This window comes from Undibacterium sp. TJN19, assembly GCF_049339485.1.
Classification (GTDB): Bacteria; Pseudomonadota; Gammaproteobacteria; order Burkholderiales; family Burkholderiaceae_D; genus Undibacterium.
Window position 1 is genome coordinate 1,524,049 of record NZ_JBMPPL010000001.1, and the last position, 14,265, is coordinate 1,538,313.

Sequence of the window (14,265 nt, forward strand, 5' to 3'; positions counted from 1 at the left end):
TATGGCACGCGTCCTGATCATCGAAGATAACCCCGTCAATATGCGGCTGGCCGCTTTCCTGTTGCAAAATGCAGGACATGAAGTCTTGCAAGCCGTTGATGCTGAGATAGGCATACAATGCGCACAGAAACAATTGCCAGACCTGATTTTGATGGACATGCAATTGCCAGGCATAGATGGCCTGACTGCAACCCGCCAGCTAAAGGCCGACAACGCGACAGCCAATATCAAAATCGTTGCCTTGACGGCATTTGCGATGACCGGCGATGAAGAACGTTTTCGTGCAGCCGGCTGTGACGCTTACCTGGCAAAACCGATACGCTATCAGGAATTTCTGAGCCTGGTCACGGCCATATTGAAAACCTGAGAATAAGCTTTTGCATCAGGAGCCCCGTCACCTATGACAAGTTATACACCTTGATGCTCATCAATCCATATTGTAAGTAGTCTGACAATAGGCCGGACAGGTCAGAATTTGCTCACAATAGCGGGCAAGCGGAGTAAACTGGCGGCATCTGAACGAAGGTGCGCTATGAAATTTGAACATTTGGTAGAAATTAACGATCTGACCAATCCTACGGTGGATGTGATCACCCGCGAACAATTATGGCGCGGTCTGGTCTTGCGGGCAGAATTGCCCAGGATGTTTGTCTCCTATCTGGACGATGCCATCATCACTGAACGCGCTGAAAACAGTATCACCCGTACACTAAAATATGGTGAACTGCAAATTACCGACCGCGTCATGTTCACCCATCTTCAGCATGTTGATTATGATGTTGCCGCACAAAAAGACATTCCGCATTCTTTCTTGCGCATGAGCATAGAAGAGCCCCAGCCCGATGCCTTGTTCGTACGCTTTGCTTACGATAGCGGTCATAGTGCACAGCAGGATGCAGAAAATGAAATGTATAACGAATACCGCAAATCAGCCTACCTTGAGGCAGATGTGGAAACCGTACGTATCATCCGTGAACTGGCAGAGGCCGGACGGCTCAATACCTTGCCGTCTTAAACCACATTGAGTATACCCTGAAGGCGGCAAATTGCCAGGCTGGTCCAAAGTCTGGGATAATGCCGCCCTCTGTTCCGATTACCCCTTATTCTCCCTCTTGCAAGGTTCCCCATGTCCAAGCGCACGCCCCCTGTAGCCAAAGTTGCTGCACCAGTTATCACCTTACCGGTGCCCTTGCCTGTCCAGACTACGCGCCTCAAACGCAAGCAATTCGCCAGCACGGGTGATGTGCATGTTCAGGGCGACGCCATTCTCACCACCCAGCTCATCGTCGGTGGTGACTGCCTGATAGATGGCGACTTACAGGCCGAAGAAGTATTTTGCCTGGGCAAGCTGACCGTAACCGGTGACATCCGCGTGCAATCACTTTATGTCGGCCACACGCTGGATGTGGGCGGCAATATCGATGTCGAATACTTGCTCAAAACGGGTTGCAGCGCCGAATGGATGGCACGCATGCTCGAACTCGATCAGCGCAAGAATGTGGACAATCATTTCGTCGATCAACTGGTACACCCGGCCATACTGGCGCGCCATGCACACCATGATGTGTTTGGCGGCTACGGCGATATACAGGCACTTGGCTACCTGGCGTGCGCAGACCTCGATTGTCAGGGAAACGTGCAGCTTGATGACGTACTGGAAGCGGGTGAAGTGCAATTTATTGGCGGCCACCTGTCAGCAGCCAGCATCCACGTTGCCGGTGACTGCAATTGCCAGGGTGAGTTATTCAGCGAAACCGATGTCCAGATAGAAGGCAGCCTGTTCGCCGCCACGGTCATCTGCCAGGGTAACCTCGACGTCAATACCGTCTGCAGCCAGGGTGACATCAGCACCTGGGGCAGCCTGCGTGCCAACGGCGAAATCAGCAGCCTGCGCGGTGAAATCCACAGTGGCCGCTGGATCGCCACCAAGGCCACCATTTATGCTGGCAAATACATCAAGGCCGGCGAATCCGTCATCGGTGAAAAAGGCATCAGTTGCGGTGCCGATTACGGCATCCTCGCAGGCACCACCATGGCACGCTCACGCTGGGCCACGCATGGCATGGTATCCGCCGCCAGCAAGCCACGCCTGCTATTGTCCGGCCAGTTCGTCGAAGCCAAGAAACTCAAGCATATCGATGCACTGGAAAAGAAACGTGACACTGAACTGGATTGGGAAATTCCACGTCGCCTGAAACGCGAAATGCTGCAAGATTAAGATGTGAGAAGAAATCATTTGCGCCATGTTACTTGCATGGCGCAAATGCATATGAAAAGCAACTTTTTCAGCCTGCCCAACCCGTGCAGCACACCATTTCCACAAATGGTCTCATTGCCCTTGCACCGTGAATGAAGCCGACAGATGTACGCCATAGTCTGGGCAAACATCATCGCGTTTTATTTTGTACAGCTGTCCCAACGACTCGATCAAGTAAAGCAATTTCATCTCCTCTTAATAGCATACTGAGATAACCGTGTCCTTTGGTATATCTGGCCCCCACCAAAAAAAACAATCAATTTAGCGGCCTGATCAATCTCAAATAATTTTTTTCTTCACATGAAGGACAACTCATCACTCTTTCAACAACAAATGGATTTTCGACACTCCTAATATCTTTTACCTGCAAATTTTCTTTAGCGCATACAGGACAAAGCACAATTGACGAGGTATTTTCAGCTAATAGTTTTCCCGCATTAGTCCATAGTATTGCTATATCTTTGTTCATTCCTTCCCTTCAACCCTCTTTTTAATCTTTCGCCAACAAAAAATTTTAAACCGGCATGATGAACGTTAAGCATATCGTGGTGGGTTTAAATGGATATTAAGCAGGGTAGCAAAGTATTTGTCATTCAACTTTTTAAGTAACTTCAGATAATTTTACATCACTGTCTAATACAAATGACTTCTCTGCAATCCAAGTGCCGTTTCTGGATTTACATTTCATGCTTTAATGAAGATAAAACTGAGATGGGATTACCATATTTAAATATGGTAAAAATTTTTATGTTAATTAAAGAAAACTCAAATTCTTGCAAGGTTTCTTTTTTTAATACTCCCACAATAATTGCGCTATCACAGTAGCCATATTGACCTCCTGCCAATCCAGGAACTCTCAACTCTAGGTACTTTTCCAAATCTGGATAATCAATGAATATAGCTTCATTGATGCTATCTCTAGAATCTTTTGACTCGACGAAGTACCCAATACCTCGTTTCATGACAAATACCCCTTCAATATTTATTTCTGCATCTAATAGCGTGTCGCCCTTTTTTAAAATCTCACTAACCTTCATAACTACTCCAATGTGACTATCCGACCAACCTTAAGAAATTAGATTGTTCCAAAATCCAGATGTGCATCTGAGGATTAAGCTTTCGACCTTGATCTCAAAACACAGGCGCCATAAATTTTATGACATCTCAATATCTACTACACTTAAATTGACCTGATGCCACTGTCTGCCTTATGAACTTTCATGCGGATAAATGCACTCATGAAATGCCAAGATAACTTTGCCTAGCGGTTTTGAATACACCTCACCGAGAGTACATAATTTATTAAAATCTTCTTGAAATTCGACTAAATTGTATTCTCTGTCATGAGTACCTTTAATTCTTCTAACCTCGCAGATCGCTACAATCGTTTCAGATCCATTACTTAACGTTAAAGAATAATGGCGATTTCCACAAAGAGATATTGATTGTAAAAGGTACATAACAGTGATCATTTCAAAACTAATACTGGCCTAGACGCTATCGTTTGAATCAAATTTCAAAGGGAACATTTTTAAAATACCAAATAACGCAAAAAGAGTGCCGCCACTAGGAGCCCATATTTTTACACTTTCTTCCCCTAGTAATAAAAATTCGGCATTTTCTTTCGTTGCTTGATTCAAGGTTGATTCAACAATTTTTATTTTCTTATTTATATCATCTAGAGCAATTATATTTAATGAAGCTCCATCCACACTTAGAATTTTTCTAGTTGTGACAACGGTCCATCGATTTTGGCTCTCCCAAAAGACCAGAATTGGTTCGCCATCCAAAGCAAATTTGCTCTCAAGAAAATTAATCAGATCTAGATCCAACGCAGAATAAAAATATTCTAACTTTAACTTGTGTTGACTTGCCTTCCACAATATACGGTCTTTATAAAATTCGTCTGAATTAGAAAACAAGTATGAAATCTCCATTACTAAAAGTGTTAAGTTTACCCCCCTGACACTATCAAAATTATTACTATTTAGGGGAAATTATTGCGCGCGCTGTACTTTGATATACATCGCTGCAAGCGTTTTTATCTAAGCCTGCCACATACCATCCATACCGATATAGCCAGGCAAACTTTGTATGCGGCTTAACCAGGCGCGCACTGCGGGGTAAGCTTGCAAATCCAGTCTGGCTTCTGGTGTGAGCGCGACATAAGAATAGATGGCAATATCGGCAATGCTGATTTCTGTGCCTGCCAGCCAGTCGTGATCTTGCAGGCGATTTTGCAATACCTGCAGTACATTGGTGCTGATGCTTTCTGCCTCTGCCACATTAATTGGACGATCGAATTTGTAATGTACGCGCAAGGCTGCTGGCCCACGGGCGATTTCATTGGCTGCGGTGGAAAGCCAGGCAATAACTGCCGCCATTGCCGCGGGTGCGGCAGGTAGCCAGTGATCTGCGCCATAGGATTTGGCCAGGTACACCAGTATGGCCTGACTGTCGCGTATCTGATGCTCACCGTCCTGTAATACCGGCACTTGGCCAAAAGGATTTTTGCGTAAAAATTCCGCTGACTTGTGTTCTTTTTGCGGGCCGCTGACAGCGATGCTTTGATATTGCTTACCCAGCAAAGACAAAAGCAGGCGGACTTTGTGACAGTTACCGGAGACGGCGAATTCGTATAGTTGGATCACGGCGATTCCTATGTATTGAAAGACAGAACGACTACAAAAAAGATACTTGCATTTTGCGGCGAAAAAATTCAACAAAAACTTATGTAATGGCCAGCCCGGATTGCAGCGCTTTCAATTGCAACTGCTGTTGCTGCACCAGTTCTTTAAGCTGACGATTCTCCTCCTGCATTTCTGCCATCAAGGTTTGTATTTCTTTGCCGGTAAATCTGGGCGTGATGTGTTGTGGACAATTCCATTCTACGGCTTCCACCGTAATCACGATGGCGCGTTCTATATTGACCTGATAAGCAGGCGATTCCAGTTGTGCAATCAGGGCGGGCTGCTCACTTTCATGCACGATCTTTACACGCCCCCAGATCTTTAAGCGGCGACGACGCGCATAATCGATCATGATCAAGGAAACCCTGTCATTGGCAAACAGATTACCCACGCTCAAATACTGGGCATTGCCAGAAAAGTCGGCATATACCATGGTCTTGGCATCCAGCACTTTAAGGAAACCTTCTGGCCCACCTCGGTGTTGAACATAGGGCCAGCCGTTTTCAGAAATTGTCGCCTGGTAAAAACTGTCACGTGTGGCGATAAATTCCATGTCACGATCAAGCAGTCGATCGCGCTTTTGATCAGTCAGTTCAAAACCCTGATTATCTTCCCGGCTGCCATACAGGCTTTGCGCCGCTTTAACGCTGGGTGTAAAACAGATATCAGCAAATGCGCGTGACATGACGATTCCTTTGAGGGCAAATTGCTAGAGGACAATGGATGAATAAGATATAAATCTTTTCCAGTACCAGGTGCACAAACCTTATTTTGAGGAAAAGCAAAAGAGATGAGAATAGCTTTGCCGTTGAATTGACTATTTCATTTAATGGAATAGTAATGAATCACCGCGTTTTTATCATGGAACGATTTGCCTGAAAAGCAGTCTGCCTTTAGTCGTCATTGCGCTTTTATTCTTACACTACATGCATCAATGAAGATTGGGTGTATTTCTTAATTTAATGCATATTCATTTCGCAAACACATTAAAAAATTTTACTGTTTTATCGTTCTTTTCAGCTACTTTCGCTGCATCAGCACCGCTATACTGCCCATCGCCAATCTAATATATTGCACCCTACCATTTATCTGGAGAGCATTTTGTTCAAAGTCATCGCCCTGTCTATCGCCTTGATAGGCGCTGTTTCATCTGCCCATGCCGACGAAGGTCAGTGGCAGCCGCATCAGTTGCCACAATTGCAATCTGAACTCAAACGTATAGGCATCGCCATACCGGCTGAAAAGCTGGCAGACCTCAGCAAGCACCCCATGAGCGCAATGGTGTCCCTCGGCGGTTGTTCGGCAGCATTTGTATCCAATAGCGGCCTGGTCGTGACGAATCATCATTGCGCCTACGGTGCAGTACAAAAGAATTCAACGGCAGAAAAAAATTATATCAGCGATGGCTTTCTGGCCAAGACCCGCGCAGAGGAATTGCCCGCCGGGTCAAGCACGCAAATGTATATCACAGACAAGGTGGAGGACGTTACAAAGCAGATCCTGCATGGCCTGAATGCCAAAATGTCGGGGGCGGCCAGACATGAGCAAATCGAAACACGTATCAAAGCCCTCATCGCCGAATGCGAACAGGACAAGGCCTATCGTTGCTCGGTGCCGAGCTTTCATCGTGGTCTGGAGTATTACCGTATACGCCAGATGATGATACGCGATGTCAGGCTGGTATATGCACCGTCTGACCGTATCGGCAATTTTGGCGGCGAAGTCGATAACTTCGAATGGCCACGTCATACCGGTGATTATTCTTTCCTGCGTGCCTATGTGGGCAAGGACGGCCGTCCGGCAGACCCATCTGCCAACAACATTCCTTACCAGTCGAAAGACTTTTTGGTGGTATCAGCGCAGGGTTTGAAAAATGGCGACCCTATTTTGCTGGCCGGTTACCCTGGGCGCACCAGCCGTTATAAATTGCCGACAGAAATTCGCTTTGCACGTGATGTAAGTTATCCGGCCAGAGTGATTGAATCCACTGCTGATATCGCACTGATCAATGCTGCCACACAGGGTAATGCCAACGCCGAAGTACGCTATGCCAATGTTGTCAAAGGCCTTAACAATGGCCTGAAGAAAACGGAAGGCCTGCTGGCAGGTTTTGCACGCAAGGATATTGCGGCAATCAAGGACACGCAAGATGCAGAATTCCGCGCGTGGTACGGTCAGCAAAATGCCGATAAATCATTATTGCAGGAACTTGATGCTGTCATCGCAACTGACATGGCCTTGTCGGAAGAAGAATTTGCCTGGTCGGTGGCAAGCACCAGCGAATTGCTGAAAAGTGCGCGCACCTTGTATCGTGTCGCCATAGAAAGCGAAAAACCTGATGCCGAGCGCCATACAGATTATCAGCAACGCGATTTGAGTATCATCGCAGGACGACTGAACCGTCTGGAGCAATCTTACCTGGCCAATATCGATCAGGCCAGGTTCACGGCAGCGCTGCAACGCTACAATAAATTACCCACAAAGACCCATCCTGAAGGCCTGGATGCCTTGTTGCCCACGCCAGAAAGCGTAGCGGCTCTATACCAGCAAACCCAGTTGGGCAATACTGCAAAACGTTTGGGCTGGATGAGTAAGGACAAGGCAGCATTTGCCAGTTCCGACGATGCCTTCATACGCCTGGCAATCAAGCTGCATCAGATTGGCATGTCGCTGGAAAATCGCCGCAAGGAAGTCGATGGCAATCTGGAGCGCGTGATACCACAATACATGCAGGCCGTCATTGCCTGGAAAAAATCCCAGGGCAAACCCGTGTATCCGGATGCCAATTCCACCCTGCGGGTTACCTATGGCACCGTGGCTCCCTATACACCGCGTGATGGCATCATCAAAGGGCCGTTCACGACTGTGGAAGGGATTGTGGAAAAACACACGGGCCAGTCACCATTCAACGCGCCTGCCAGTTTGTTAAGCGCAATCAGGGAACAGCGCTATGGTGTGTTCAAAGACCCGGTATTGGGCACGGTACCAGTGAATTTTCTGTCGACGGCAGACACTACAGGTGGCAATTCCGGTTCGGCAGTGTTGAATAAAAATGGCGAACTCATCGGTTTGAATTTTGATTCAACCTATGAATCCATCACCAAAGACTGGTATTTTGACAAAGCCATCACGAGAGCCATTCATGTTGATATACGCTACATGCTATGGGTGATGAAAGAAGTCGATCACGCTGATAATCTGCTCAAGGAAATGACGGTGAAATACCCGGAAAAATAAAAGCAGGCTGACAAACTGGCACTCCCCTCAAAAAAAAGCGAATCGCTGTAATGATTCGCTTTTTTTGTATGACGTACTCTTATGCACCTTCCCATTGGAGGTCTTTTCCCTGATTCCAGATCAAAGGCGCAACGTAGTCGCGCGCCCAGTCTGCAACCTGCGCAGCTGGCATCGGGCGGGCAACGCCGAAACCCTGTGCCAGGTAGCAGCCCAGCCGCATCAAAGCAACGCCATGTTCGGCACTTTCCACGCCTTCGGCGATGACTGCGCGGTTAAAAGCGCGTGCCAGGCCGATCACAGCGCTGATGACCGCCAGATCATCTTTATCATCGAGCATGTCACGCACAAAACTCTGGTCGATTTTCAGGGTATTGGCCGGCAGACGCTTGAGATAGGACAGCGATGAATAACCAGTGCCGAAATCATCCAGTGCAAAACTGACACCCAGTTGCTGGCATGCCAGCATCACTTCGCGCACATGCTGGATATCTTGTAGCGCGGCAGATTCAAGTATTTCTATTTCCAGCCTGTCGGGCGCAACATCGGGATAGGCATTGAGAATATTGCCCAGGCGATCAAGGAAGTCCTTGCACTGAAAATGGCGAGCGGCGATATTGACGCTGACTATCCAGCGCTTGTTTTCTGTCCCCCAGTTGCGCAGTTGTTGCATCGCCTGATGCAAGACCCAGTCGCCAATGTCGATGATCAGGTCGGTATGTTCCACCAGCGGCAAGAAGTTCAAAGGGCCGACGATGCCTTCTTCCGGATGTTGCCAGCGTATCAGCGCTTCCATACCCACCACCTGCCCCAACTGCATATTTACCTTGGGCTGGAAGTAAAGGCGCATCTCCCCGTCCAGCAATGCCTGGCGGATGCGGGCACGCTGATTGTGATGAGTGCGCAACTGTTGGTCCTGCTCTGCATCGAATAAATGAAACTGGTTGCGGCCATTCAGCTTTGCCTGGTACATGGCCTGGTCAGCACAACGCAACAGGGTATCCGCATTGATGTCGTCACGCGGATAGATGGCAACGCCTATGCTGGCCGACAGGCTCAGTGTGCGGGCATCAATTTCATACGGTTCTGCCATTTCTGCCAGTAATAGTGCCAGCCTATGTTCGACAGTCGCAACACTATGCTGATCTTGCAAAAGCAGGACAAATTCATCACCACCCAGCCTGGCGACGCTGTTACCGGTACCGACACTGGCTTCCAGACGACGGGCCACCATTTGTAATAAATGATCGGCAAATTCATGCCCATATTTCTCATTGATGATTTGAAAATGATCGAGATCGAGCAGACAGACGGCCAGCCATAACTGCTGTGCGCTGGCATGGTGAATGGCCGTGTTGAAACGTACAGCCAGCGCGGTACGATTTTCAAGCCCGGTCAAAATGTCATGCCCAGCCTGCCATGACAGCTGCTGCATCAGGCGACGCTTTTCACTGACATCACGAAACACCAGCACACAGCCCGTAACCGTACCGTTTTGTTGCCTGATTGGCGCAGCGGTATAGTCGATTTCTATCTGCCTGCCACCACTTGCCATCAACAACTGGTTATTGGCCTGAAAAATTTCATCGCTGTCACAGATGCTATTGACAAATTCGGCCAGTCTGGCACGGTGGGTCGCATCGCTGAGTGAAAAAATTTCCAGCAAACCATGGTTGCGCGCTTCTTCTCTGGACCAGCCGCTCAATTGCTGCGCAGCTTTGTTCAACATCAGTACCTGTCCATCTACATCAGTACTGATGACAGCGTCACCAATGGACGCCAGGGTCGTTTCCACCCTTTCATTTTCAGTTGCCAGTGCCGCCTGCGCATCATTGCGTTCACTGATATCGATCAATGCGCCGATACTGCCAACCGCCTCCCCATCCACATTGGTGAAACTGGCCTGATAATAAATCACATCGCGCATTTGTCCGGCGACCAGTATCGTCATTTCCATCACCAGCTTGCCATCTGCTGTTTCATCCAGCCGGGTGGGAATATCGTCGGTTACCTGCTCCGTGATTTCGGTGACCAGCGGTGGCATAGTCTGGCCGACCACCTGTTCTGCACGTACATCGAACATCTGTTCCCATGCACGATTGACACGCTGACAGATACCATGCTGATCCTGAAAGAAAATGGGAATAGGCAAGGCATGCAGTAGTTGCCAGGTAAAATGCAATTGCTCACTATTTGCGCGCTGGCTGCGCTGTAAAGTCAGCAACAGGGTCTGAACTTCATCGGCCATGTTGTTAAAGGTCATGGCCAGTGCACGTGCTTCTGCAGTGCCAGACACCGACATGCGTACCGCATGCTGACCCTTTTTAAATTTGTCGGTGGCACTGGCCAGCTTGCCTAATGTTTTGGCGTTTGAACGCAGTATCAAGCCAAGCAGGAAATAAATCGTGACAATGATCGCCAGAGAAATTTTGGCTTGCGTGATGACTTTTTGCCAAATATGCCGTTTTTCATAGCCGACTGTCGTATCCAGACGCAGCATGGCAATTTCACCATTGCTGAGCCTGACCTGATGAGCAAAAGTTTCAGGCTGTAAATTCAGCAAGGCATTGAACCAGGCGGGCACGCCATTATGCGTGTCGTCGTGGTCATTCTTTTTATCTTGCTCAAGAAATTGCTCTTGCCGGTAACGCCAGCCGATACGGCTGATGGCAGGACTGGCACGCACCTCTTGTGCCAGCAATTGCTGTATGCCCTGGCGGTCATCCTGTAAAGACAGACTGCTCAATGCCGGGATCAGATAATGGCTGGAATGCCGCAACTCTGTTGCCGATCTCAGTCTGGCGTCTTTTACTTCCGCATCGATCAACAGGTAGTAGCGCAAACCACTGACGACGACAATCAAGATAAAAATAGGTACAAAAAGCCGGGTATAGATTCCTCGCTGCTGCCATCGCTGTAGAAAATCTCGTAGTGTCTGCACAGATTTAATAAATTTCAGTGAATTCAGTAAAGGAAGGCATCGTGACTAACCGGGCCTGAAGAAATGGCGAAGGCAGACTACATATTGCATCCCTGCAATTCTAACCTGAAGATGCATGGAGATTTGTCTAAAAATTGTCTATCGATAAATATTTTATGACCAGTCTCATTACCTACACGGCTCTTGCTTTAACACCGTCCTGTATTCAGCCCGGTGGGTATGGACCGGCAGGCAATCGGCGTGGCGGAGGTCAGCACACCCGAAACCTGTCTCAAAAAAGCGAAATTTATTTTGACGCGCTGAATCACCAGAATTGCACCGAATTGCGCTTTGTTCTCATTTTCACTGAGCCTGACCCGGCGATTTTGCACCGCGATGGATTACAGATTTCGTTATAAAGCCGCAAATATGCACCATGTTGATGCAAGGCAACATTATGGTTTTGAGGAATAACGCGTATACGAATAATTGATTTTTTGTATTTCCATACGCCCCGTATATTAAAACCATCTGCCCAATCTGGCGGCAGTGAGTCCGTGGATGGCACCATCAATTCTATCCACCTGTTTCCTCAATATCCGGGAGCTTGTATGTCCAAAAAAATACGCCTTTATGCTTTACTGTCCGCCCTGCTGTTTGGTTTTGGCGCTACCTCTGCGATGGCAGTGGGGGGAAGCCAGCAGTTTGTCAGCTCAGGCTGCGAAGGCCCTTCGTATGATCAGAGAACGCTCAATGACGAGCAACAAGGCCTGGTGAAACTCAGTTTTCTGCTGGATGAACATGGCAAAGTAGTCGACGCAAAAATTGTCGAATCAAGTGGTTTTCGCAATCTCGACAAAGCGTCCATGCGGGCACTGAAAGCCTGCCAGTTCCAGGCAGACAAGTCATCCACTTCGGGATGGAATAACGTGTCATTTGCCTGGGTTTTAAAATAAGCCCGCTCAGCGCCTTCAAAGACTGAATCAGAATTAGATTCAGATTCAGCCAGGAGGCGCTTCATTCCCATACCCGGACGTGACAGGGATGGTCAAACTCACTGTAAAGGCAGAAAAATATCGGTGACCATCTGATGTTCCGGCACGTCGGGGAAGAAGCTCACGCGTTGCAGAAACAAGGGAAAGTCGCGCAAGCTGCGACCGCTTTGCGGTAGCCAGACGCTATACAAGTATCGCACACTGGCACCTAACAGCGTATCAGAGCCGGTATGCCGTAGTACTGCACAACTGCCTGCGGGAATGATCTTGTTGACGATGCCAGCTTCATTGTCGCCAACCGGGGCCGGTACTGCCGCGCATAAGTCGAAACGAAATTCTTCTGGTGGCGTGGTTTCGATATCATCGTAAATCAGGTTGAAAGTGGCGCTGACATGCGGTGGCAATTTATTTTGCTTGCGCCAGGCAATAAATTTCTGGATGCTGTTGCCCAGCAGTTTGGGATCACCGCGGTGTGCCAGCACGGCAATGCGGGTTTCCGGAAACTGGACTATCTTGACATCGGTAAGTTGATGGCTGGCTGACATATGCTGTTCTTTCATTTGCTGTATGGTTAAAGGAGCGGATTGCCAGGCTAACCATTGCGGCTGTTTTCTGAAATCCACGGGGCTTTGACCACAGCTTTTTTTGAAGGCACGTGAAAAAGCTTCACTGCTTTCATAACCATTGTCGAGCGCTATCTCTATCACTTTGCGATGTTCACGAAAGGCCAGTTCATACGAAGCCTTCTTCAGTCGCAATAACTGTACATAGCGGATCGCGGTAATACCGAAGTATTCAGAAAACTGCCGGTGGAAATGAAATTTCGAAAATGCCGCCACTTCACTGAGTGCATCCACCGACAAGTTCTGGTCCAGGTGCGCATCGATATATTGCAATACGCTGAGCATTCTGGAACGGTAGTTATTGGCTTCTATGGACATTCGATTGTTTTCCCCTGACAGACAGCAGAATAGCCATCGTGCCGGCAAGCCGCATGATCAGTCTTGCTGGATTGTCGTTGATTGAGAAATTCTTTCTGAACCCATTGGGCTGAACTGGATGACGCGTTTTCAGATTTCAATTTTCAGATTTTGTATGGCGCAAACGCTCGGTCATGGCATGCTCACATAATTTGAAAATCATATACGCCGCCATGGCTGCAAAGGCACTCAATATCAGTTCCAGCAATTGCTCAAGCCCGCCTTCAATCAGCCCCACCCAGCCATTGTCTGTCAGATATTCTGCATTCGCACTGAAGAGGTGGATCAGGTCATAGGAGAGCTTGCCAAATACCAGAAAACTCACCGTCAGCAAGATAAAGCAGGCGACAGGATGAGCGCATAGCCAGGCAAATAATTTACTGTGTCTGCTCATCCTGTTTCTCCTCTGTCAAAGCGGATATGAAACCACTTGCCTGACCCGTTTTTTGTCAATAAATGCCACGTTCAATTCATGCAGATGCCGGTTTTTCTGCAATGTCTTTCAGGCTGCGCAAGCCTTCGTCAAATTTCGAGCCTACCATTTTGTCCATGTTGCAAAACACACCCATGAGTTTGGATATGAAATTGCTGCGGCCAAACATGCTTTCGCTGACCTCGGTACCATCAGCTTTGGGAACGAGGTGAAACTCGATGGTATTTTGCGCTTTAAACGGCTTGATGAAACTGATCTGTATACGCATCAGAGTATAGGGCTGGGTTTCCAGGATTTCCATTCTTCCCTCGCCCAGTTGTTTATTACCCTGCCACGCATAGATTGCGCCTTTGCCGGCATCGGAACCGCTATAGCTGCGCTTGACAGCGGGATCGACCTTTTCCCACGGTGACCAGGCTTCCCATTCATGGAAATCATTAATCAGCGAGAAAACCTGTTCCGGCCTGGCCTGAATTTGCAGGCTGCGTTCAATCCGGAAATCATCGGGCCGGGTGGCAGCAAACAACAGTAAAGCAACTATCAAAAGCAGAATTATGGCAATGATCATCATGATGCAATCCTGTCTGAGTTGAAAGAACGAGGTGGAAAGGAGGGGGTGAAAGAAGTCTCATAGCATAGTTCGACTACAACATTATTACCAGCGCCAAATGCTGCTGAACCGGCAAAGTAAAACCTGTTTAAATCACGGCACAGATGCAAATTAAATGTTTGCATCAGCCGTGCGCCACTGTTTTC

14 protein-coding genes are annotated in these 14,265 nt (G+C 48.0%); 5 read left to right on the plus strand and 9 right to left on the minus strand.

What is annotated here, in order from left to right:
- Window position 1 precedes the first annotated feature (1 nt).
- From ACO0LH_RS06890 to ACO0LH_RS06900, 3 genes are all read left to right on the plus strand, one after another.
- The gene (locus tag ACO0LH_RS06890; protein WP_422940289.1) at window positions 2-367 is read left to right on the plus strand and encodes a response regulator; all 366 of its coding nucleotides are present in this window, start codon (window positions 2-4) and stop codon (window positions 365-367) included.
- A 165-nt stretch (window positions 368-532) separates the two neighbouring features.
- The gene (locus tag ACO0LH_RS06895) at window positions 533-1,015 is read left to right on the plus strand and encodes an SRPBCC family protein (RefSeq protein ID WP_422940290.1); all 483 of its coding nucleotides are present in this window, start codon (window positions 533-535) and stop codon (window positions 1,013-1,015) included.
- 111 nt (window positions 1,016-1,126) lie between these two features.
- Window positions 1,127-2,218: a polymer-forming cytoskeletal protein gene (locus ACO0LH_RS06900; protein ID WP_422940291.1), complete on the plus strand. Its 1,092-nt coding sequence runs from the start codon at window positions 1,127-1,129 to the stop codon at window positions 2,216-2,218.
- A 295-nt stretch (window positions 2,219-2,513) separates the two neighbouring features.
- Here the strand turns inward: ACO0LH_RS06900 and ACO0LH_RS06905 are convergent, their stop codons facing one another.
- The 5 genes from ACO0LH_RS06905 to ACO0LH_RS06925 all read right to left on the minus strand — a co-directional run bounded on the left by ACO0LH_RS06905 (window position 2,514) and on the right by ACO0LH_RS06925 (window position 5,632).
- On the minus strand, window positions 2,514-2,726 hold the full coding sequence (locus ACO0LH_RS06905; protein ID WP_422940292.1) for a hypothetical protein: 213 nt from the start codon (window positions 2,724-2,726) through the stop codon (window positions 2,514-2,516).
- A gap of 208 nt (window positions 2,727-2,934) precedes the next feature.
- Window positions 2,935-3,294 (minus strand): hypothetical protein, encoded by a 360-nt coding sequence (locus tag ACO0LH_RS06910; RefSeq protein ID WP_422940293.1) that lies wholly within the window; start codon window positions 3,292-3,294, stop codon window positions 2,935-2,937.
- A gap of 453 nt (window positions 3,295-3,747) precedes the next feature.
- Entirely contained in the window at window positions 3,748-4,179 is a 432-nt protein-coding gene (locus ACO0LH_RS06915) for a hypothetical protein (RefSeq protein WP_422940294.1), read from the minus strand.
- A gap of 123 nt (window positions 4,180-4,302) precedes the next feature.
- Window positions 4,303-4,908, minus strand: a complete 606-nt coding sequence (locus tag ACO0LH_RS06920) for a glutathione S-transferase family protein (protein WP_422940295.1) — start codon at window positions 4,906-4,908, stop codon at window positions 4,303-4,305.
- A gap of 79 nt (window positions 4,909-4,987) precedes the next feature.
- Window positions 4,988-5,632, minus strand: coding sequence for a pyridoxamine 5'-phosphate oxidase family protein (locus ACO0LH_RS06925; protein ID WP_422940296.1), 645 nt, complete (start codon window positions 5,630-5,632; stop codon window positions 4,988-4,990).
- Between the two features lie 416 nt (window positions 5,633-6,048).
- Here ACO0LH_RS06925 and ACO0LH_RS06930 point away from each other — a divergent pair, with 416 nt between their 5' ends.
- Window positions 6,049-8,184 carry a S46 family peptidase gene (locus ACO0LH_RS06930; protein WP_422940297.1) on the plus strand — a complete coding sequence of 712 codons (2,136 nt, stop codon included), beginning with the start codon at window positions 6,049-6,051 and terminating at the stop codon, window positions 8,182-8,184.
- Between the two features lie 79 nt (window positions 8,185-8,263).
- Here ACO0LH_RS06930 and ACO0LH_RS06935 read toward each other — a convergent pair whose 3' ends face one another.
- Window positions 8,264-11,122 carry a bifunctional diguanylate cyclase/phosphodiesterase gene (locus tag ACO0LH_RS06935; RefSeq protein WP_422940298.1) on the minus strand — a complete coding sequence of 953 codons (2,859 nt, stop codon included), beginning with the start codon at window positions 11,120-11,122 and terminating at the stop codon, window positions 8,264-8,266.
- Between the two features lie 590 nt (window positions 11,123-11,712).
- Here ACO0LH_RS06935 and ACO0LH_RS06940 point away from each other — a divergent pair.
- Window positions 11,713-12,057, plus strand: coding sequence for an energy transducer TonB (locus tag ACO0LH_RS06940; RefSeq protein ID WP_422940299.1), 345 nt, complete (start codon window positions 11,713-11,715; stop codon window positions 12,055-12,057).
- Window positions 12,058-12,155: 98 nt separating this feature from the next.
- Here ACO0LH_RS06940 and ACO0LH_RS06945 read toward each other — a convergent pair whose 3' ends face one another.
- The 3 genes from ACO0LH_RS06945 to ACO0LH_RS06955 form a co-directional block, all read right to left on the minus strand.
- The gene (locus tag ACO0LH_RS06945) at window positions 12,156-13,037 is read right to left on the minus strand and encodes an AraC family transcriptional regulator (RefSeq protein WP_422940300.1); all 882 of its coding nucleotides are present in this window, start codon (window positions 13,035-13,037) and stop codon (window positions 12,156-12,158) included.
- 136 nt (window positions 13,038-13,173) lie between these two features.
- A complete protein-coding gene (locus ACO0LH_RS06950) occupies window positions 13,174-13,470 on the minus strand; it encodes a hypothetical protein (protein WP_422940301.1) in 297 nt (98 codons plus the stop codon).
- 76 nt (window positions 13,471-13,546) lie between these two features.
- Window positions 13,547-14,080, minus strand: a complete 534-nt coding sequence (locus ACO0LH_RS06955; protein WP_422940302.1) for an SRPBCC family protein — start codon at window positions 14,078-14,080, stop codon at window positions 13,547-13,549.
- Window positions 14,081-14,265: the final 185 nt, after the last annotated feature.